The 21,037-nt window shown below is 42.0% G+C and carries 12 protein-coding genes and 2 tRNA genes; 4 read left to right on the top strand and 10 right to left on the bottom strand.

Annotation, left to right across the window (positions count from 1 at the left end; all coding sequences use genetic code 11):
* Nucleotides 1–53: 53 nt before the first annotated feature.
* Nucleotides 54–917, bottom strand: coding sequence for a 6-carboxytetrahydropterin synthase (locus RDV63_RS08860; protein ID WP_313909141.1), 864 nt, complete (start codon nucleotides 915–917; stop codon nucleotides 54–56).
* Between the two features lie 89 nt (nucleotides 918–1,006).
* Nucleotides 1,007–1,264: a hypothetical protein gene (locus RDV63_RS08855; protein WP_313909140.1), complete on the bottom strand. Its 258-nt coding sequence runs from the start codon at nucleotides 1,262–1,264 to the stop codon at nucleotides 1,007–1,009.
* A 146-nt stretch (nucleotides 1,265–1,410) separates the two neighbouring features.
* Between RDV63_RS08855 and fabA the strand changes: the two genes are divergently transcribed.
* Nucleotides 1,411–1,923 carry a bifunctional 3-hydroxydecanoyl-ACP dehydratase/trans-2-decenoyl-ACP isomerase gene (gene fabA, locus RDV63_RS08850; protein WP_313909139.1) on the top strand — a complete coding sequence of 171 codons (513 nt, stop codon included), beginning with the start codon at nucleotides 1,411–1,413 and terminating at the stop codon, nucleotides 1,921–1,923.
* A gap of 103 nt (nucleotides 1,924–2,026) precedes the next feature.
* Here fabA and rmf read toward each other — a convergent pair whose 3' ends face one another.
* From rmf to rlmKL, 5 genes are all read right to left on the bottom strand, one after another.
* A complete protein-coding gene (rmf, locus tag RDV63_RS08845; protein ID WP_313909138.1) occupies nucleotides 2,027–2,209 on the bottom strand; it encodes a ribosome modulation factor in 183 nt (60 codons plus the stop codon).
* Nucleotides 2,210–2,504: 295 nt separating this feature from the next.
* A complete protein-coding gene (locus RDV63_RS08840; protein WP_313909137.1) occupies nucleotides 2,505–4,325 on the bottom strand; it encodes a DUF3466 family protein in 1,821 nt (606 codons plus the stop codon).
* 26 nt (nucleotides 4,326–4,351) lie between these two features.
* Nucleotides 4,352–6,271 carry an ATP-binding cassette domain-containing protein gene (locus RDV63_RS08835; protein ID WP_313909136.1) on the bottom strand — a complete coding sequence of 640 codons (1,920 nt, stop codon included), beginning with the start codon at nucleotides 6,269–6,271 and terminating at the stop codon, nucleotides 4,352–4,354.
* Nucleotides 6,271–6,504 (bottom strand): glutaredoxin family protein, encoded by a 234-nt coding sequence (locus tag RDV63_RS08830; protein WP_313909135.1) that lies wholly within the window; start codon nucleotides 6,502–6,504, stop codon nucleotides 6,271–6,273. Before RDV63_RS08830 ends, RDV63_RS08835 begins: the two co-directional genes overlap by 1 nt.
* The gene (rlmKL, locus tag RDV63_RS08825; protein ID WP_313909134.1) at nucleotides 6,501–8,618 is read right to left on the bottom strand and encodes a bifunctional 23S rRNA (guanine(2069)-N(7))-methyltransferase RlmK/23S rRNA (guanine(2445)-N(2))-methyltransferase RlmL; all 2,118 of its coding nucleotides are present in this window, start codon (nucleotides 8,616–8,618) and stop codon (nucleotides 6,501–6,503) included. The genes RDV63_RS08830 and rlmKL overlap by 4 nt, the downstream gene beginning before the upstream one ends.
* 207 nt (nucleotides 8,619–8,825) lie before the next feature.
* Here rlmKL and RDV63_RS08820 point away from each other — a divergent pair.
* Nucleotides 8,826–8,902: transfer RNA gene (locus tag RDV63_RS08820), tRNA-Met, on the top strand.
* A 173-nt stretch (nucleotides 8,903–9,075) separates the two neighbouring features.
* A tRNA-Met gene (locus tag RDV63_RS08815) sits at nucleotides 9,076–9,152 on the top strand.
* A 274-nt stretch (nucleotides 9,153–9,426) separates the two neighbouring features.
* Here RDV63_RS08815 and RDV63_RS08810 read toward each other — a convergent pair.
* Nucleotides 9,427–10,413: a Fic family protein gene (locus RDV63_RS08810; RefSeq protein ID WP_313909133.1), complete on the bottom strand. Its 987-nt coding sequence runs from the start codon at nucleotides 10,411–10,413 to the stop codon at nucleotides 9,427–9,429.
* 290 nt (nucleotides 10,414–10,703) lie between these two features.
* On the opposite strand from RDV63_RS08810, the gene RDV63_RS08805 reads away from it, so the two are divergent.
* Nucleotides 10,704–11,117 carry a hypothetical protein gene (locus RDV63_RS08805; RefSeq protein WP_313909131.1) on the top strand — a complete coding sequence of 138 codons (414 nt, stop codon included), beginning with the start codon at nucleotides 10,704–10,706 and terminating at the stop codon, nucleotides 11,115–11,117.
* A 217-nt stretch (nucleotides 11,118–11,334) separates the two neighbouring features.
* Here RDV63_RS08805 and RDV63_RS08800 read toward each other — a convergent pair whose 3' ends face one another.
* Both RDV63_RS08800 and RDV63_RS08795 read right to left on the bottom strand, forming a co-directional pair.
* Nucleotides 11,335–11,502: a transposase gene (locus tag RDV63_RS08800; RefSeq protein WP_313909130.1), complete on the bottom strand. Its 168-nt coding sequence runs from the start codon at nucleotides 11,500–11,502 to the stop codon at nucleotides 11,335–11,337.
* Nucleotides 11,503–12,403: 901 nt separating this feature from the next.
* On the bottom strand, nucleotides 12,404–21,037 hold the full coding sequence (locus RDV63_RS08795) for a calcium-binding protein (protein WP_313909129.1): 8,634 nt from the start codon (nucleotides 21,035–21,037) through the stop codon (nucleotides 12,404–12,406).

The following is a 21,037-nucleotide window of genomic DNA, read 5'->3' as shown; positions in this document are numbered from 1 at the left end:
AAGTCATTGTTTTACTGCTCATAAACCAAGCTAACACTTAGTTATGCGGCTGCTTATGCTGACTGAGCAATAGCCCCTTTACCTACACCTTCATATGCCACGACTTTATAGGCTTTACTTGGATCAATTTTTTCTAGCTCAGCAACTATATACTCAGCTAAACATTCTACAGTGGTATCTGTAGCTATAATTTCGCAATGACTTGCAGGCATAGTGAGCTCAAACCAACCTTGCTGTGCTTGATAGGCAAAACAAATATCAGTGTCTGTAGCAGGGTTAATAAACTTTAATTCACTAGCCTGACACAGATCCTCAGCAGTGCCTAAGTAAATATCTTCCCAACGCTCTGACCAGTATTTGTTTAGGCGTAAAGACAGCATGCCATCAGTAAAAATTTGAATGGTAGAGCGATGACCATGAGCAATACGTTGACAATTACCATCATGCTTTTTCAAACCATGACTGTAGTGATAATAAAAGCCACTAATAGGCTCTGGGCGTAAAGTAATTGTAAGCTTAGCCACATTAGCTGGCATCAGCTGCATTATATGGTGTTGCAAAAAACTAGTGATACTGTCTATGTTAATAGTAGCAGTTTCAATTAATGCCACGGCTTCTGTTGGCGCTGCCATATTAATTTGACCACGAGCACTATCAAACTTAAGCAATTGTTGCTGTTGCGCCAGTGTAAGGCTTAAGCCATCCGCTAAAGTTGGCACAGCTAATTTATGATCAAGCAATTGATCTATGGCCTGTTTAATTTGTTTTTTAACCAACGAAAAATCCAGCACCATAGAAATATCATCTAGTTTGCCATCTAACTCAACGTCTACAATATAGCTTTCACCCAGCATACCGCGCTTAGCACACAAATATGAAAAATCAATGACAGTTAAGTCTCGCACAAACAATATCATCTACAACTCACAAAATTTTTAACTAATATAGATAGTTATTATAACCAGCTATGGCCGCTAACTACAGCCTAAAGCACGCTTTTATCAGCTTATCGCTTATGTTCAGTTAGCCAGTTATATAAAAGCCCTATTTGGCCACACTTATGAGCAGCATACATTAACCGAATGGCATTACTTAATAACAAGCTGTCATTCCAATCGGTTTTTTGCTGGATCTCGCTATAACAGGCTAAGGCTTCTGGGGTTAAATAACCGCGCAACTCTTTCTTACCTGACTGTTTTTGTTTTATACGATAACGCTTTTGTTTTTCAGCATTAGTTAAGGCTTTACCAGTTGAATTTGTCATCAGGCTACTCTTTAACAGTAAGACTAAGATAAATAGTTAAATTGACTAAAATTTCAGCCATTTTAATGGCTAATAAAGAAATCGGACTTGTTTAGCGTACAAGTGTTCGCTAAAGTAAGCCTGCATTTTTATTGGATTAAACATACATGACTAAGAATAGCTTTACAAAAGAAGATTTAATCGCCTGTGCTAATGGTGAGTTATTTGGTGAAGGCAACAGCCAGTTACCTTCAGACAATATGTTAATGATGGATCGTATAGTACATATTTCTGAAGAAGGTGGACTATATGGCAAAGGCCAAATTATTGCCGAATTAGATATTACCCCAGACTTATGGTTCTTTGCCTGCCACTTTAAAGGGGATCCTGTTATGCCTGGCTGCTTAGGCTTAGATGCCATGTGGCAATTGGTAGGTTTCTTTCTTGGCTGGTCAGGTGGCCCGGGTAAAGGCCGTGCCTTAGGTGTAGGCGAAGTTAAGTTTACTGGCCAAATTGTCCCTACAGCTAAAAAGGTAACTTATACCCTTAATATGAAGCGGGTAATTAAACGCAAATTATTTATGGGCATAGCTGATGGCGTAGTTAGCGTAGATGGTCGTGATATTTATACCGCTCAAGATTTAAAAGTGGGTTTATTTCAAGATACTTCTAGTTTCTAACTTTCATTAGCTCTATATAAACAAAAGCCCCGCTAGATAACGGGGCTTAATTTATTAAAATCACTTCTTTAAGTTTATTTTATTAAACTAAATGTACAGAAAGTTACAGTCCTCTATTAAACAAACCGACATTACGATCTTCAATCGCATCGCGCCACCCTCCTAACCATTGCGAGCGCGTATCTAAATTCTGATAAGGGCAAAGTTCTTTAGATCGTCCCGTAACACCAGCACGATAACCTTGAGCATGAGCACGTTCTAGACGATCACGTTTTTGTCTTTTCATACGGCAGTCTTCCTCAACTTTATTTAATAAAGTAACCGAAAACCACGGATAATTAGCTATCCAGTGAATCTTACTGTCGGCTACCTTTATATTGATAGCCCAGAGTCAGTAAAGGTTCAATCACAATAAACAACTATATTACTTGACAATTACTAACAGCATGAAGTGTGAAGATATTATATTATTATTTTTTATATTTATTTAGCTTAAAAATTAAACTATTTATTAGCACAAACAAAAAAGCTGTCGATAATTTATACTAAAACGACAGCTTTAATTATTTTATAGTTAGTTTTTAAGCTTGGAAGCGACGCCAGCCGACTAAAGCTAGGCCCAGCAACCAGGCAAAAGAGAAACTTCCACCTTTACGGCTATAAGTATTACCAGCATCAGCACAATCTTCCGCTACACCATTGGCTATAGGGATTAATTTAACTGTTGTGGTTAAATTCGCTTTAATTGGTGCACCCTTGTCATCTAAAACTAAATTACCTTTAATATCTCGTTGTTCTTTTTCAACTAGTGCGGTAGCCAAGATTTCGCCTTGGTTATTAATAGAGGTGGCATCAATTAAGGTATAGCCTGAATGACAATCAACAAGTGAATTGAGATCTACAAAGCTATTTTTTGCTACATCCATAATAAAGGCGCGTTCACGACGATTCGGCGTATTGGCTAAAATAGCTTCAGCTTTACCTACTATAATATTATCGTCGTTAATATCTTTGGGAAAAGTGCTAGAGCTAACAAAAAAACCTTCAACAAACTCAGTTTTATCTAAATTTGGATCATGAATAAACATTTTTGTTCGGTAGTCACTATTTATAATTTTGACTGCACCACCAACAACAATATCATTGTTATTAATAGCAACAGCTGCACTACGCTCCCATTCATTAGCATCAACTATAGGTTTAACTTGGCCCTCAGCAAACACAGTAGCCTGATAGCCTCTGGCAATTGCAACACTATTTACGTAACGGCTTGAATCTGAATATACAGACCATCCTGCTGCTAAGCCTTTATCGTTCACGGCTAAGGGCCTGCTGATATAACTTATATTATTTATTTCTGTGCTTGGTTCAGGGTTAATATAAGGCTGTCCAGTATTTTTATCACCTAAAATCCCTAAAACCTCTGGCTCACTTATTGTCTCTCCCGATAAGCGCCAGATCATCCCAGCACTTTGATAATAGCCTTCACTGGTTATTTGAAAATTCCCACCTAGCGGATTTAGTACGTTAACCAAACTAGGACTAGTAACAATTTGATTATACTGACAAAGAGCGACGGGATTATCTTTTCCGTCACAACTTTCCAGCATAGCTGTTTTAGTGCTTTCAGAAATTCCGGTACTGGCAACACCAACAATATAGCCAGTATTGCTAATCGCATTTGCTAAAGAAAAACCGCCACCAAAGTCTTGAAAAGGCGCGGGAATAGTTTTTATCACACCAGCTTTAACTACAGCTCCTAACAACATAGGACCTTGTGGCATCCATATATCTATAGCTACTGGCTCTGGTGTTTCTTCGGTTGGCGCCGGAGTAAAGCTTTGCCATTGAAAAGTATTTGAGGCTATACCTACTGCAACAGATTGATTATTAATATCGTATAAATATTCACTATTACCACGCGATGGCTCTGAAACAAAGTCGCGCAACAGCACATTTTCGGCATCAGCGTTAGTTGCTTTATAATAAGGTAAAGCTAAACCTCTAGGCTGGCCTGAAAAATTTTTAGATAATAAAATAGTTAATGATTCTACGTCAGTAATACCATTTACTGCATCGGCTAATTGTTCATCAGTAAGTGCTGCTTTAACGGCTTCAGATGTAAAGTCAATGGCGCTTAAATCTAACGGAAAGTTATAATAGTTTCTACCATCACCTCTGTAATAAACACTATAATTTGGCTCTTCATAACCTGAGCTAGCCAAATTAAGATTACTTATGCCACCATTAAAAACAATTTCACCCGCATCATTCATTGCAGCTGCAACAGTAAATCTTACTTCAGGCACATCGCCAACTTCTATAACTTGATATACTGCAGCTTGTGCAGCACTTAGGCTTAACATGGGTATTAGCGCTAGGCTAATAGCTGATAACTTCATTCGGTGCCCCTAAAATTCACTTCTAATTATGCGTCTAATATTTCCCAGCGTGCAAAGGCTTGCGCCAGCTTCGACTCGGTTTGTGCTAATTGGTTCAACGTAGCCTGGGTTTGTTCAGCACTGCCTTTAAAAAATTCAGGCTGATTTACCTCGGCTTGCAACTTAGCTAAAGCTTGCTCTAATTGTTCAATTTGCAAAGGTAAAGACTCTAATTCACGTTGTTCTTTGTATGATAGCTTTTTTTTAACTGGCTCAGTAGTTGCTGTGCTGGTTAAAGTGTCAGTTTTTTGTGAAGAATTGCTATCTTTAACAACTGACTTTGCTACTGTGCTTGTAGCCTCTTTAGCTTGTTGCCGCTGCTGATAAGCTATAACATCGTCATATCCGCCAGCAATTTCTACTATCTTACCATCACCAATAAACAGTAATGAGCTAGTTACCGTATTATTTACGAACTCACGGTCGTGGCTTACTAATAACACAGTACCTTGATATTGTTGCAAGATATCTTCTAACAACTCTAAGGTTTCAACATCTAAATCGTTAGTAGGTTCATCTAAAATAAGCAGGTTACTGGGTCTGGCAAATAACTTAGCTAACAATAAACGGTTTTTTTCCCCACCCGATAGCGCTTTTACTGGTGTTCTGGCTCGTGCTGGTGGGAATAAAAAATCTTGCAAGTAACTTAAAACATGGCGCGTTTTACCATTTTGGGTAATTTCTTGTTTACCGTCCGCTACGTTATCTTGCACTGTCGCTTCTAAATCAAGCGCCATCCGGTGTTGATCAAAATAAGCTACTTCAATATTAGTGCCGCGTTTTACTTCACCTGCTGAATGTTTGTAATCGCCTAATAATAATTTAATTAATGTCGACTTACCTACACCGTTAGGCCCTACTAAAGCAATTCTGTCGCCACGCATTACAAGTAAATCTAAGTCTTTTATAACTTTGTTATCACCAAATTGCTGCGATACGCCTTTAGCTTCAAATACCAGCTTGCCTGATCTATCTGCCTGCTCAATATTAAAATCGACTTTACCCAGTTTATCTAAACGCGCCGCGCGCTCTTTACGTAATTCTTTTAAAGCCCGTACTCGGCCTTCATTACGGGTACGCCTAGCCTTAATGCCTTGGCGGATCCACACTTCTTCTTCAGCTAAACGCTTATCAAATAAGGCATTATGTTGTTGCTCATCTTCGAGCATTTTTTGCTTACGATCTAAATACATCTGGTAATTGCCCGGATGCGAGGTTAATTCTCCCCTATCAAGATCAATAATCCGCGTCGCTAGGGCACGAATAAAGGCCCTATCATGCGAAATAAACATAATAGCGCCGTTAAAGTTCAATAAAAACTGCTCTAGCCATTGAATAGCTTCAACATCTAAGTGGTTAGTTGGTTCGTCTAGCAATAACACATCAGGCTTAGCAATTAATGCACGCGCTAAAGCGGCTTTACGCAACCAGCCACCAGATAAGGTGCTTAAGTTTGCTTCTGGGTCCATATTAAATTGCTGACAAATATCAATAACTCGTGAGTCTAAACTCCAACCGTCACGGGTGTCCATTTCAGACTGTAACTGATCAAATAACCGATACTCAGCCTCACCTGCGCCGTCAAGATTTTCAGATAAAGTATAAAACTGCTGCAACTTTTCGGCTAAATCGCCCGCGCCTTCGCGAATAAAATCAGCTATTTTAACATCCATTTTTGCTGGTGGATCTTGCTCTAAGCGACTTAATACCACACCGGTATTAATAACGATTTGGCCATCATCTAAATTTTGTTGACCGGTCAACAATTTCAAAAACGATGATTTACCCGCACCATTACGGCCAACCAAACATACCCGCTCACCACTAAATAAACTAAAATCAACACGATCTAAAATAGGATGGGTACCAAAAGCTAAACACGCTTGTTGAAAACGTAATAATTCCACTAATTTACTTCCTTAAGCCAAATTGCTAATTGCTCGGCATCAAATGGCCAATTTAATTCTTGCTCCTGCACCGCTATCACAGGAATAAGTAATCGATACTTTTCTAATGCTTTAGCATCATCAACAATATCAACCACAGTATACGGATAGCCGCTTTGGATTAATAATGCCTCAGCGCTATCACATAAATGACAGCCCCAAGTGCTATATAGCGTAACCGGCTTTTTACTCATCGAGTAAGCTCAAAACAAACATGAATATGTGGGTTACGCTTAAAGTCCTCTGGCAAAGTTGCCGCTGAAATATCTTTAACCTGCCAACCGGCGTCAATAAGCTGCTGGGTATCTAATTTAAATTTGCGTTTATTATTAGAGAAAATAACTTTACCGCCCACAGCTAAACGCGGAATAAGTTTATTGAGCAAGCCGACATGGTCACGCTGCACATCCCAGCTGTCTTGCATCCGCTTCGAGTTAGAAAAGGTTGGCGGATCAACAAAAATCAAATCAAACTGCTCACGACAACGGCTTAACCATTGTAAGCAATCTGCTTGCTCAAACTTATACTGTGAGCCAGTTAAACCATTAATAGTAAAGTTCTTCTTAGCCCAGTCTAAATAAGTATTAGACATATCAACGGTAGTAACACTACGCGCTCCGCCAATGGCTGCATGCACCGACGCCGTGCCCGTGTAGGCAAACAAGTTTAATACCGACTTACCCTTAGCCTGTTGCTGGATCATGCGCCGGGTAATGCGGTGATCTAAAAACAAGCCGGTATCTAAGTAATCGCGTAAATTAACTAAAAACTTAGCGCCATACTCAACCACTTCTTTATATTGGCCCGCTTTTTTCGCTAAGGCTTGATACTGCGAAGTACCCTTTTGCTTTTCACGCACTTTTAAAATCATTTTATCTGATGTAATAGCCAATACCGGCGGCACTTGGTTTACAACATCAAATAAACGCTTTTGGGCAACTTGTTCATCAACCGTGCTGGGGGCTGCGTATTCATGCACCACAACCTCACCGTCGTACCAATCAACAGCCACGTTATACTCAGGAATGTCAGCATCATAAAGCCGATAGCAATTAATTTGCTCTTTATTGGCCCATTTACGCAGCTGCTTTAAATTCTTAGCTAACCTATTACCAAAGGCACTACTTTCTTGGAAGAATAGTGATGGCGCATCAGAGCTTACGGCGACTTGCTTTTCAGTTAAATCAAATAAGGTAAATTCACAATCTAAAGGCCCATTGGTGAACTTATAGGTTTTAGAGCGTGATAAACGCAAAGCCCGCAGTAAGTCAGCATTCGAGGTAATAATAGCTAAACGCCAGCCTTGATAATGCTGCTTTAATGCCACAGAGAACTGACTATACAACGGAATTAAAGTAGGTAACTCACCTAAGCGCTCACCATAAGGCGGGTTAGTAACAATCATACCTGCACTACTAGACACTGCCGCATTTAACTTAGTGGCATCGCCATAACTAAACTGGGTAATTGAACTAATACCAGCCTTAGCAGCATTTTGTTTCGCTTTAGCTAAAGCCCGCTCATCAGTATCAGAGCCGTAAAACTGAATGCTTGTAGGCAATGGCTTTTCAGCCGCTTTGGCCTCAGCTTTTAACTCACGCCATATAGCTTCACGATGGCCAGGCCAGCTTTCAAAAGCAAAGCGCTCACGGGCTAAACCCGGTGCCTTATTTAACGCTAATAAAGCCGCTTCTATTACTAAAGTACCGCTACCACAAAAAGGGTCAAAAAACGGCTGGTCAACTTGCCAACCTGAACGTTTAATTAAAGCTGCCGCTAAATGTTCTTTTAACGGTGCTTCACCCTGACCACTTCTATAACCGCGCTGGTGTAAAGACGAGCCAGAAAAGTCTTGTAAAAAGTGGAAATAATTTCTATCTAAACGCACCTGAAAACGCACATCCGGGTTCATCCGGTCAACATCTGGCCTATGGCCAGTTTCTTCACGAAACTGATCAACAATGGCATCTTTTAAGCGAATAGCGCCAAATTGGGTATTATCAATTTTGGCATGCTTGCCTACGCAGTCTACTGCTAAGGTATTTCTAAGCGCCATCTGCTGTGGCCAATCTATTTTAGACGCCACTTGGTATAAATCGCTATCGGCAGTAATCGGCTCAGACTGGATCAAACGCATAATGCGCGTTGCCATACGCGACCATAAACATAATTGATACGCAGTACGCAGCTCCGCTTTAAAACGTACTACACCCATCGTCATCTTAATGACTTCACCACCGTGCAAACGTATTTCATCTGCAACTAACTCTTCAACACCTTTAGACGTTAACGCCCAGAATTCCAGCATGCTAACCAAACCCTTATTAAAATTGGCGCTTAGTATATCAGAATGTGCCTGCAACACAGATCTAGTTTTGTAAATGACAGAAAAAATGTACAAACAAAAGCCAAGTCGCCCATAAATCCAGCAAACAACTGAGTTAATAACAAAAAACTCTAACAAACACTTGCAAGATTAACCAAAACCACCTACTATGCGCTCCGCAATGACGGACGCGGGATGGAGCAGCCTGGTAGCTCGTCGGGCTCATAACCCGAAGGTCGTCGGTTCAAATCCGGCTCCCGCAACCAAATTGAGTGTGTAGTGATTATTTAGAAAGCCCTCGGGCTCCTCTTTATAACCACGGGGCCAAGGTCTAAACCTAAGCTTACGCAACCAATTGTGACTTGTTTACACCAAAGGTCATCAATTAACGTCTTGCAAATCAACATATTACCTTCTCTGCTCAAGGGTAATACATGGACGCGGGATGGAGCAGCCTGGTAGCTCGTCGGGCTCATAACCCGAAGGTCGTCGGTTCAAATCCGGCTCCCGCAACCAATCTAACCGACATTAAGTCGGTTTTTTTGTGCCTGAAATTTGAGTATGCGTATATAAATAAAGAAAGCTCGTCGGGCTCCTCATTATAACCACGGGGCGAAGGTCGTAAATCCGGCTCCCGCAACCAATCTAACCGACATTAAGTCGGTTTTTTTGTGCCTGAAATTTGAGTATGAGTATATAAATAAAGAAATCTCGTTCATCACGCTCGAGTAAAAAAGCAAGCATTAAATATGAAGAAACACGACAAGCTGGAAATGCAGTTCCCTATCTTTTAATCCAGCACTTTCCATCGGCCATCTTTTTTTGCACCTTCAAAAATAAGTTTATTTTGCTGCTGTAGTTTTACTACAGCACGCTCAATAGTACTAAGTGCTTTACCGAGGTGGTTGGCAATATCTAAAAGCGACAATTCAGGGTTTATACGGAGTAATTGCAAGATTTTCTCAGGTGTTTTTACCCGCGTTTGTACCCGCGTTTGCACCAGCGTTATTTCAGATGACGATATTGCTTCATCTAACGCTGTGTTTATAGCATCAAGTAGAAACTCAATAAATAAGGAACAATCACTCGTCGCGTCGGCATGACGAAAAGCCTTATAGTATTCGTCTTGCTTAGCTTTAATCACCGTTTCTACTGGCAAATATGCCAGTATTGGCTGCCACTGGCTCAGTATAAGAGTTTGCCATAAACGCCCCATCCTGCCGTTGCCATCACTAAATGGATGAATGAACTCAAATTCATAGTGAAATGCAGAAGAAGCAATTAAGGGGTGGGCTTCAGACGTCGCGAGCCACTGGGTCAATTGTGCTATAAGCCGAGGAACTTGATTTGCAGGCGGAGCCATATGAACCAACTGATCACCACGATAAATTCCTGCGCCACCGCTACGCCAATTACCTGCATCCGGTATTAGGCCGTACAGTAATAGTTTATGGGCACTTAAAAGATCGTCTATATTGGCAGGTTCAAAGTGCTCCATCGCTTCATAAGCTACAAAAGCATTTTGTACCTCTTGAATTTCTTTTGGTGTGCCTAAAACATGTTTTCCGTCAACAACCGCTGTAACTTGTTCAAAGGTGAGTGTGTTCTGCTCCACTGCCAATGAGGCCTGTATAGTGCGAATTCGATTCTCTTTCCTTAATTTTGGTACTAATAAACCTTGATTTACCGCTGTCCACTTTCCGATAGAGCCAGAAATGTCAGCAACTAAACGCATCATGTTATGAGTTAATTTAAATGGAGGAGAATATGGTTTCATACCAGCCTAATTTTATACCAAGGAATTGTTACTGCCCCAAAGCATGATAATAATATCAAATATCTATAAACTGATTTTTAATATACCACACAGGCTAACGAAGATAGAAAAGAAAACAACGTAATAGCCCCTCTCTTAACGTGGTAATCTTACCACTTAAATTGGTGTCCGGTTTTATTAGACCACTACATGTTGAATTTAGGAAGCTTTGCTCAAAGGGCGAGCGGCCACATGAAATCCCCTCTTCTCCTCATACGTATTATGATGACTTTCCTGGCTGGAAAGATTTTATGAAGCTAGGTCGTGAGTTACTTCATAGTGACGAAGTTGAAGACTTAACGACTAGCTATAATGAAATAAAAAAGGCAACCCATAGGTTAGGTATCAGTTCAATTGCTGAGTACAAAAAGGCGTTTTCATTAGGGAAGCTTGGTAAATATGCACCAGAAGATCCAGAAAGTTATTTTAAAGATGAATTTGGTGGTTGGGGTGAGCTTTTAGCACCAAAACATCGAACCATTATGGAGTTTGAAAAAGCACGCTTAGTAGCTCGTCATTTTTGGCCGGTTAATTCTTCAGAATGGCGAATATTTTGTCGTAACGGAGAGCGGCCGCCATTTTTACCCGCTATGCCTGATCGGGAATACGCAAATCACGGGTGGATAAGTTGGCAAGATTTTTTAAATGATCCTGAAACACCTTAATTTATGCTGGCTTAGTCCTAGTTCTGGTCAGTTAAGCTGACCGGCATTTTTCTTTTTAATGGGATACCTCAGTTTGCTCAATTTAATACATCGAGGATAGCAACGTTCTCGTCGACCAGCTAAGAGGAAGAATGAAGCCATTGCTGTCATATCCATCACGACTTTTGTTATTCATCCTAGTGACGCTGCGATTAACACCATCTTATAATGGATGAGATTAAAGGCCAGCAACACTCCCCCATAATTCCTGCTTCACCATATCGGATAGTTTTGTGCAAAGCATATACGCATTATCCAACATGGACTGTTTTATCTCTCTGAAAGCCAGCTCTATTTCCCAGCGGTTCGAGTATAAAGCAACGATGTCTGTTGCGGGGAAACGCATTGGGTCGGTCAGGGAGTATAAAATTTAACCTATTTTACTTTAATGGTTTTACTCAGTAATCTTGCTTCTATTGTGTCGGGTAAATTGCGAACTTCTTTCGCGACTGCGCCGTGGTGGTAAGCCTTATCAACTGGTCATTCTTACCAAACGAGCGGATAACTTGATATTGTATATGCTTTTTTAACGGCAGCAACCAATGAAAATGCTCGCCTACAGTTTGCCATTTATGTAACAAACCTAACGAGTCAAGGCCTTTATCAAACAAAGTTAACGAGTTCCACTGGTATGCTCTATCAAATCCTCAGCCAGAATCATTTCACTGATAACAACGCTATCAAACCGGCTAGCCGTTAGTAAATGAACCGGTCAATTCCATCTGGCAGACCATGCGTATTTGCGGGTAATAGGCTTCTCCAGTGTGTGACCTGGTTCTGGGTAATATTTCACTATTCTTAGGCGTATCTTCCTTACGAAAAACCACGCCATTTGCTCCATGGGCAAGCTTCGGGTTCTGATAGCTGAATTTCCTGCAATACCAAGCTCTGTTTCAATTAAAGCAGGTCTAATACGTCCGAAAGCTTTCAAGTTATTGGTATGGCTGTTTACTAAAACGGTTTCCAGTGCCTGACTGATGTGCATAAAAAAAGCCTACAGAGATTATTCTGTAAGCCTTTATTTACTAGCCACTGGATCGGTAAACCAATCAAAGAAATTATTATTTGATCGACATTACGCTTAGTCGACTTTTTAGTTTATTGCGCTTGTTGTTGCTTCATTACTGCTGCAAGCAGTTTTAATTGGGTTAATCATGCCTAAAATTTATCAGGGCATTCCCCAACAATATCCACTAACTGAGCAGGTATTGTTGGAATAACAACCTCTTATTTTTTAAAAAATAAGATTAATAATATAGCTCCTCAAACTTGGGTTGGATCACTAAACTAGCACCCATTTCAGCATCGTCAGAGTCGAATGAGTTTAGTGCGTCTACCAAGCTGGCATAACGCGTATCAACAACCGCATAATGCGCTGCTATATCTACCGCTATTGAGGCAGTCTTATCGCTCAGTTGCACTGTTTCTGCTATTAATTCACTTTGCACAACTTCGATATCTAAAGGATCCATAATGTTATCATCAGACTCTGCAACAGGTAATTGAGGTCGAATAATGTCAATCCAAATACGATCAAATAGCCGTTTGTCAAAACCAATTGTTGGCGTATCTGGCAGAACATCTTCATTAACTGGCTTATGAATGAGCACATCTTCTTGTACCAAAGTAAGACCAGAGTCAACATCAGGTACATCATCATAAACAGGTAGATCACTCCCTGGCATAATCTGTAAACTGTTTATAGAGCCTTCGATTGATGCTACTAATGGTGTAGTAGATATTTCTTGGCCATAATCGGAATCAGATACTGCAACAGGTAATTGGGGTCGAATAATATCAATCCAAATGCGATCAAATAAACGCTTATCAAAACCAATTGTTGGCATATCAGGCATAACATCACTGTTAACAGGTTTTCGTATTAACACCTCTTCCCGTTCGATATTTAAAGCAGCATCACTGACCGTCGGCATAGCTGCAAACACAGACATTGTATCAGTGTTGGTAATGGCATTGTTTACTTCAGCAGTGGCTAGCTGTGATGCAACTATACTGCTGTCCCACACCGTGCCATTAGCAAATTCGATTTGATCCAGACTATATGCACTTTCACTATTTTCAGTAAAATAATTAAGTACAGTTACGCTACTTTGCGCCACTCGTAATATTAAATTATCGCCATCTCGTTGTGTTATAACGTCAGTAGGGGTTATACCTTCATCAAATCGAAGTATGTCAATACTGCCAACTGAAGGGTCATAATTATTAATAATGCTATTACCCATTTCGGTTCCAAATAGATAGATGTCATTACCACGGCCGCCCAACAGGTAATCGTTACCTGCACCGCCGCGCAAAGTATCATTGCCGTCACCGCCGTCGATAAAGTCATCATCCGAAGAACCAATAATGCTTTCTGCGGTTGCCGTGCCAACAAACACATTGCCAAAAGCCCGCTCATCTGGCAAATCTGTATACGCAAGTGACTGCATCGAGTTCGGATTCACCAAACCAAAAGCACCAAAAATCTGATTAGCACTAATCTGGCCACCTGAGGCAAACCGCAGTACCGGAATAACATTGTCACCACCGAGGAACCAATTTTTAATGGTAACCTTGTCGCTACCGCCACCAATGTTTAATACCAAGTCGTTACCCGACTTCATTAAACCACTAGCTACCTGATTAAAGCTGATGCCTTCGAATAACAACTCATCTTCACCACCACCGGTGTTATCTATAATGTCTTGGCCACCGCCAGCACTGAAGATGTAAGCATCGTTTCCGCGGCCGCCCTTCAGTAAATCGTTGCCAGCGCCACCATTTAAGGTGTCATTGCCATGTGAGCCCACTAATACATCAGCACCCGTACTACCTGTAAGAATATCATCCCCCGCACTGCCATTTATCACATTTTCCGACGGGGCATCGCCTGTAGGCATAGCCAGACCAAAGGCACCAAAAATCTGCGCTGCGCTAATACTGCCACCGGTTTCAAATTCAAAGGTTTCAACCAGACTATCACCGCCAAGGAAGAAGTTGGTTAAGGTAACGCTATTGGCAGAACTACCGTTTACCCGTAGCACCAGGTTATTACCGCTCTTCATTAAACCAGACGCGACCTGATTAAAGGTAATGCCGTTGCTGAAGATGAGTTTATCGGTACCGCCGGCTTCCGTAATCACATCCTGGCCAGCATGGTAAATATAAGTATCATTTCCAGTACCACCAAATAAGCGATCATTGCCCGCCAAGCCACTTAGCACATCATCGCCAGCACCAGCTAGTAGCACATCGTTGCTTGTAGTACCGGTTAACTGATCATCACCTCCCAAGCCAGGCGTTCCTGTATCACCTGGATCAACTGGATTAGTGGGGTCGGTTGGGTCAACCGGATCAGTCGGGTCTGTGGGATCAACCGGATCTGTTGGGTCAACAGGCTCTTCACCACCGCCGGCAATGGCTGCGGCAATTTGCTCTGCCGTCAGCATATAGCCACCACTGGGTTGCACATAGCTTATGGCCGCCTCACCACCTAAGAAGTGATTAAGCACCCGCACACTTTGTGTTTCGTCACCATCGACCAGGATCACTAAATCATCGCCATCCTGGCTAAAGGTTAAGCGAGAGGCATCAATACCATCAGTGAAGAATACGCCATCAAAGCCGCCGCCTGTGTTATCAATAGTGTTCTGACCAGTCTGGGGGTTATACACGTACTTATCATCGCCGGCGCCGCCAATCAGCAGGTCGTTGCCCGCGCCACCAATTAAGGTATCGTTGCCGTCACCGCCGTAAAGGGTATCGTCGCCAGCGCGGCCATCGATATAATCATCACCCGCTTGGCCGTATATCACATCCACTTGCGCCGAGCCAAACATGCTGTCATTACCATCAGTACCAAAAGTAACCAGCTGGCTTTCTATCTGCGTTACATTAAGCGTTGCGCCATCAGCAAATGTCAGGCTATTCAGCTTGTAATGGGCAGAGCCGGCAAACCAATTTTGCACAGTAATGCTGTCACTACCATTGCTATGGCGGATCAGCAAATCACTGCCACTACGAACAAACATTAAATCGTCCGCCGCAATACCCTCACCAAACTGCAAGGTATCATTTGATGCATCAACATTGCTGTAGGCTTCGCCCTGGCGCCGTTCAATAATTACGTCTTCGCCATCACCTAAATTAAAAATGTAGGTATCGTCGCCAAAACCGCCGTAAATCGTATCGTTGCCCTTGCCGCCTTCAAGCGTATTACTATTTTGCGTCCAGGTATCGCTATGGGCTATTAAGGTGTCGTTACCCTCACCACCGCGCAGAGTGTCTGCTCCATTACCTTCAAGAGTGTCATCGCCTGCACCACCATCAAGTAGACCTGTTCCAGTAATAGTATCGTTGCCGTCTTCGCCAAAGAGTTGGTTGTTGCCTTCGCTATCTTCAATTACATCATTTCCGGTGCCTCCGTAAATACGGTCATCACCTCCGTGTCCGTAAAGGGAATCATCACCATCATGGCCATATATAATGTCGTTACTATCAAGGCCATTAATTATGTCTGCATCATCAGAGCCTTCAATGGGGTTAGTTATCTCTGAAACATCAACCACTACGTTATTTATTGCCGCAATATCCCAAATAGTACCATCAGCAAAACGAACCTGCTCCAAACGGTATGTACTGTTGCCGTTATTTTCGAAATAATTTATTACGTAAATACTGTCTGAACTACCTTTAAACATTAATACAAGATCATCAGCCGACCGGCCAATTATGATATCAGCAGGTTTAATGTCATCAACAAATTCAATAACGTCTAGTTTACTATCACCTTCATCATAATTATGGATTGTGTCTTGGCCCCAACCGCGGGAGAAGCGATAAACATCGCTACCTTCACCCCCATCCAGAAAATCATTTCCTGCACCACCATAAAGCTGATCATTTCCTCCACCACCGTTTATGTAATCATTTCCAGTATCACTATTTAAGACGTCATCGCTGGCATAACCAATAAGCGAATCATCACCAGCGGAGCCTTGAAGCACTAACTGTTTCACTTGCTCAATGGTTAGTACACTACCATCAGTAAAACGGATTTCTTCCAGTTTATATGCGCTGTAACCGTCATTCTCAAAATAATTCCATAATTTTATCTGGTCATTACTACCTATTAAAGACAGAATCAATGAATCACCAGAGCGGGTTAAACTAATATCGGTCGGAGAAATACCTTCCAAAAACTCAATGACGTCTGTTTTGCTGATGCCTTCATTGTAGTTCCATATCTCATCTTGCCCCCAGCCGCGAGCAAAGCGATAAGTATCACTTCCTTCTCCTCCATATAATCTATCATCACCCTCACCACCTTCAAGGATGTCATCGTCAGCATGCCCTTCAAGTGCATCATTGCCGGCACCACCGAAAAGCTCATCATCTCCGTCATTACCAAAAAGCCAGTCATGCCCTTCATCGCCATATAGCTTGTCATTACCACCGCCGCCATATAACCGATCATCGCCAAATCCACCTCGAATAACATCATCAGTTGAAAAGCCATCTATTTCGTCATCCCCTTCCGTACTTTGCATAGACAGCGATTTGACGTGGTCAGCGGTCCACACTGTCCCATCGGCAAAGCGTATCTCTTCTAACTTAAATGAATTATTGCCATCATCCCTAAAGTATTCTTTAACATTAATAGAGTCTGAACTATCTGCTAATCGCAATATTAAATCGTGGCTAGATTTATCTATAATGATATCAGCGGGTAAAATGCCTTCAGCAAATTCAATGGCATCCGTTTTTAACGTACTAGTGTCATGATGGTAATTATCAATTGTGTCGCGTCCCCAACCACGTGCAAAACGATAAGTATCGCTGCCACCACCACCAATTAACTTATCATCGCCTTCACCACCGTCAAGAATGTCATCACCACTCCCACCTTCTAATATGTCATCGCCGGCTCCACCATATAATTGATCATTGCCCGACCGACCAAATATACGGTCATCACCAGCGGCGCCATTTAAATTGTCATCAGTATTAAAACCTTGTAAAGCGTCATTTCCATCTGTTCCTTGTAAAGACTTAAGTTTTAATTCATCCACGCCCCATACAGTACCGTCGGCAAACCGCACTTCTTCCAGCCTATAATCACTGTTGCCATCATTTTGAAAGAAGTTAGTCACTTTAATCTGGTCAGTGCTATCGGATATAAACAAAAATAGCTGCGTGCCTACACGACTAACCTGGATATCCTCTGGTGATATTCCATCGTCAAATACAATGGCATCGGTTTTATCTGTACCGGTATCATAATTGTCAATGGTATCCTGGCCCCAGCCCCGACTGAACATATAAATATCACTACCAGCACCACCGCGAAGTAGATCGTCGCCTTCGCTGCCATCTAGCACATCGTCACCAGCCATTCCAGACAAGGTATCGTCACCACCGCCTCCAACCAAGGTATCCGAATCAGCTGTGCCATTAATTGTCAAAGGGGTTGCAAACGGCCTTTCAAGCAAAGTATCTCCTGAAGCAGGCGACTTCTTCGACTCAATAACAGTGCCATCAGCCAAAGTAACCAGCTGCTTGACTGCTTCGACTGGCACGATGGGCTTACCGTCAATATCAATTTCTGGTGTCAGCTCCACACCTGCTACAGAAAAGTATTTAGTATCTTCAGGTAAATCCTGCTCGGCAAGTTGTAGCCTTAGTTCTGCCATATCTATTTCTGTGCCATCGCCCAACTCAATAGTTGTAATGGCATCAAAACTGGCACTATCTATTTCGACTAAATCGCCCTCGCCATGTTGCATTAACACAGCGAAAGCAGTTTTAATGAACTGAAGTGAACCTGATGTAGCAGCATTAAAACGCAGAGTGGTTGAGCCTAACCTATCAACAATTTGGTCCCGGCCGTCACCGTTATTAAAAATATAGGCATCATTGCCTGAACCACCAAATAGCCTATCGTTTCCTTTACCACCATTCAGGATATCGTCACCGCTCTGGCCGAGCAGAATATCATTTCCTACTCCACCCTCTAATTGGTCATTACCTGCACCTGCTTGCAGCTTGTCGTCACCAATCCCACCAAGCAAGGTATCGTTACCCACACCAGAAACCAGCAGGTCATTACCGTCACCACCATCTAATACATTTGTTGCTCCGGCAGTCGCGCCGTAATAAACATATAACTTGTCATTACCACCGCCACCAAGCAATACATTATTGCCACCATCAGCCAGCAGAATATCGTTACCATTGCCGCCATCTATTGTATCGTCACCGTCACCGCCGCTTAGAACATCGTCACCATCATTCCCAAACAAAGTATCATTACCATCACGACCCCATATTTGGTCTTTACCTTCTCCACCAAAAATGGTGTCCTCGCCGGCGCCACCATCCAGCAAATCATCGCCCGTGCCGCCGTCAATATTATCGTTACCGTCCCGGCCCCAGATTATGTCATTACCTGCGTCGCCATAGAGTTTGTCATCACCAGCGCCGCCGTCTATCTGGTCGTTACCGTCGCCGCCGTAAATCGTATCATTGCCAGTAATCCCCTCAATATCCGGGTCATCACCAAACAATACATCGTTGCCTGCGCCGCCATCTATAAAATCGTCTCCTCCACCGCCATAAACAATATCGTTGCCACCACCAGCATATATTGTGTCATTGCCGTGATAGTCCGTCGGCAGCTCTTCTCCAATTTCAATATTGCCAACATTTACATATTTATTTTCTGGTCTAGCATCACCATGAATAATATCATTGCCATCACCCGTTATAATGTTATCGTCGCCAGCACCGGCTACTATTCTATTGTTACCATTACCCGTCATTATCAGGTCATTGAACTGATTCTTTTCTAACGCTGTATCAGCATGGACATATCCTTGAAGTTCCCAAGTTGTTGTAACAAAACCGTCGCTAACAGTAGTACTTTCTGTCATCGTAGAGTAACCATCTGAAAAAATTTGATTATTACCATTACCTACAATAATTGTGTCTTGCCCCCTACCACCAAAAACAAGGTTGTCTCCTTCGCCGGCATTAATAATGTCTTTACCATCACCACCATCTACCCAATCTATTCCATCTCCTGTTAATGCGTAATCGTCTCCATCTAATTCAGCGTTATTGGTTCCATCCTGTGAGTCTAAAAAAACAAAATCCTGTGACATGCCTGTTATTACAGTATCATGCCCGGTACCACCAATAATTTTGTACTGTCCAGTGCCACCTGCTGAAATATGATCATTATCAGCACCACCATAAGCAGTGCTACCTGAACCACTAAGTGTAATAATGTCATTGCCATCATTTCCCCATAACCGGCTACGATGGGCATCTGCACCATGTAAAATATCGTCGCTTTTACTGCCGTCAAATCTATAACTATTACTATTGAACTCAAGCCCCTCTTCAAACACATTGCCGTCATAAAAAACAGCTTGAGTTTTATTCACGTTATAACGAATACCTTTATAACCAATCCATTCTTCTTTACTGAGGTCACTTAAGTACCCGTTGGTAGGTTGCTCTGCAAAGATACTGGCAGCATCAAGCATTCCTTCTGGCGTTGACAAAGCTAGCTCATCCCGTTGCTGCTGCCGCTCATCCACTCCGCTAACATAATCGGTAAACTCACCAAAGAAACCAGTAGTAATACCCTGCATAGCCTCAAGCAACGCCGCTTGCTGTTGTTCAATCAACGTATTTAACTGTTCAACCGGGTTGGGCAAATCTAATATCGAGGTGCCTTCGCCAATTCCAAGCAAGGCCATTTCTGTTTTCAAACGGGTAATTTCTGCCAACAACAACGCATCAGAGCCAGCGCGCTCTAAGGCAAATTCACCGGCAAATTTTTGCTGCCAGCCAGCAAGAATAGCGGCTTTGTCCGCCTCGTCGATATGGCTGTAGCCATTGATAATTGCGGCAAGTTGGGCGTTGATAGTGTTAAGGGTATCGCTATGAGTGTCAGACAAAATATCGGCTTGGATTTTGTCTAGTGCGTTGCCATAGACTGTTTTTAACCAAATCGTTATTTGCGTTTCAGCCAAAGCGTCAAATTGGCCTTTATCACCTGCCTCTTCACCAATCCACATTTCTACAGCAGCTTTAGCTTCATCGTAAGATTCGTTTAGGCCAAACTCTTCAGCCCGGTTCAACCTATCTTTAAATTTGGTAATTTCATCACTCGCGACATTTTTAATAAATGCCTCTACAGTTAAAGAGTCACCTAAGCCACCGGCAAGTTCTTCGATACTCAGCCCAGATATCTCGCTGGCTTTTTGTACTGCATTATTGTAGGTGCTGATGTAGCTAGAAGAGCGGTTTTCAAGTTCAAGTGAGAACCGATCGTGTAATAGCTTTATATTATTGAAATTCGAATCGATTGCCTCTTGCAAACTTTCAGAATTAATATGCCAGAATGCCAACGAGATATTTATGGTTTTTGACGCAAACTTTAGTATTTGCGCTGGTACTGCTGGTATATGAGAAGTTAATGCGTTAATTGCAACATCAACTATATTTGACAAACCATAAAAGATACCACTGATAGTTTGGGGAGATAGCTGACCATTGTTTTTGGGATCGTCTAGTTCATCAATTGCTGTATTGTAGTTATTCGAAAAATTTACTATCTCACCCATAACTCCTAGAGAATCTAAGACCTTCGTAAGTTTTACTTTTTCTCCGCTTATTTCTATAGTGGTATTTTCAGCTATCAACTTAATTGTGTCCAAAATAACCAATGCCGCAGCTAGTGACTTTTCCCCCAAACTAACATCACGTTTTAAAACATCGTCCAACACTGCATACGCTGCCGCCAATTGAAATTTATCTAAATCATCACTAAAAATATTTTTGATTTCTCGTAAAAATTGCCCGCTCAT

The organism is Rheinheimera sp. MMS21-TC3 (assembly GCF_032229285.1).
Taxonomy (GTDB): Bacteria; Pseudomonadota; Gammaproteobacteria; order Enterobacterales; family Alteromonadaceae; genus Alishewanella.
The sequence above is the reverse complement of the archived record's forward strand: the minus strand, read 5'-3'. Positions and strand labels throughout refer to the sequence as shown.

Bases quoted from the DNA above. Each gene is read 5' to 3' on its own strand.
- RDV63_RS08855 (WP_313909140.1), bottom strand. From the start codon at position 1,264: ATGACAAATTCAACTGGTAAAGCCTTAACTAATGCTGAAAAACAAAAG.
- RDV63_RS08840 (WP_313909137.1), bottom strand. From the start codon at position 4,325: ATGAAGTTATCAGCTATTAGCCTAGCGCTAATACCCATGTTAAGCCTA.
- rlmKL (WP_313909134.1), bottom strand. From the start codon at position 8,618: ATGCTGGAATTCTGGGCGTTAACGTCTAAAGGTGTTGAAGAGTTAGTT.
- RDV63_RS08795 (WP_313909129.1), bottom strand. From the start codon at position 21,037: ATGAGCGGGCAATTTTTACGAGAAATCAAAAATATTTTTAGTGATGAT.
- RDV63_RS08810 (WP_313909133.1), bottom strand. From the start codon at position 10,413: ATGAAACCATATTCTCCTCCATTTAAATTAACTCATAACATGATGCGT.
- RDV63_RS08860 (WP_313909141.1), bottom strand. From the start codon at position 917: ATGATATTGTTTGTGCGAGACTTAACTGTCATTGATTTTTCATATTTG.
- RDV63_RS08800 (WP_313909130.1), bottom strand. From the start codon at position 11,502: ATGCGTTTCCCCGCAACAGACATCGTTGCTTTATACTCGAACCGCTGG.
- rmf (WP_313909138.1), bottom strand. From the start codon at position 2,209: ATGAAAAGACAAAAACGTGATCGTCTAGAACGTGCTCATGCTCAAGGT.
- RDV63_RS08830 (WP_313909135.1), bottom strand. From the start codon at position 6,504: ATGAGTAAAAAGCCGGTTACGCTATATAGCACTTGGGGCTGTCATTTA.
- RDV63_RS08805 (WP_313909131.1), top strand. From the start codon at position 10,704: ATGAAGCTAGGTCGTGAGTTACTTCATAGTGACGAAGTTGAAGACTTA.
- fabA (WP_313909139.1), top strand. From the start codon at position 1,411: ATGACTAAGAATAGCTTTACAAAAGAAGATTTAATCGCCTGTGCTAAT.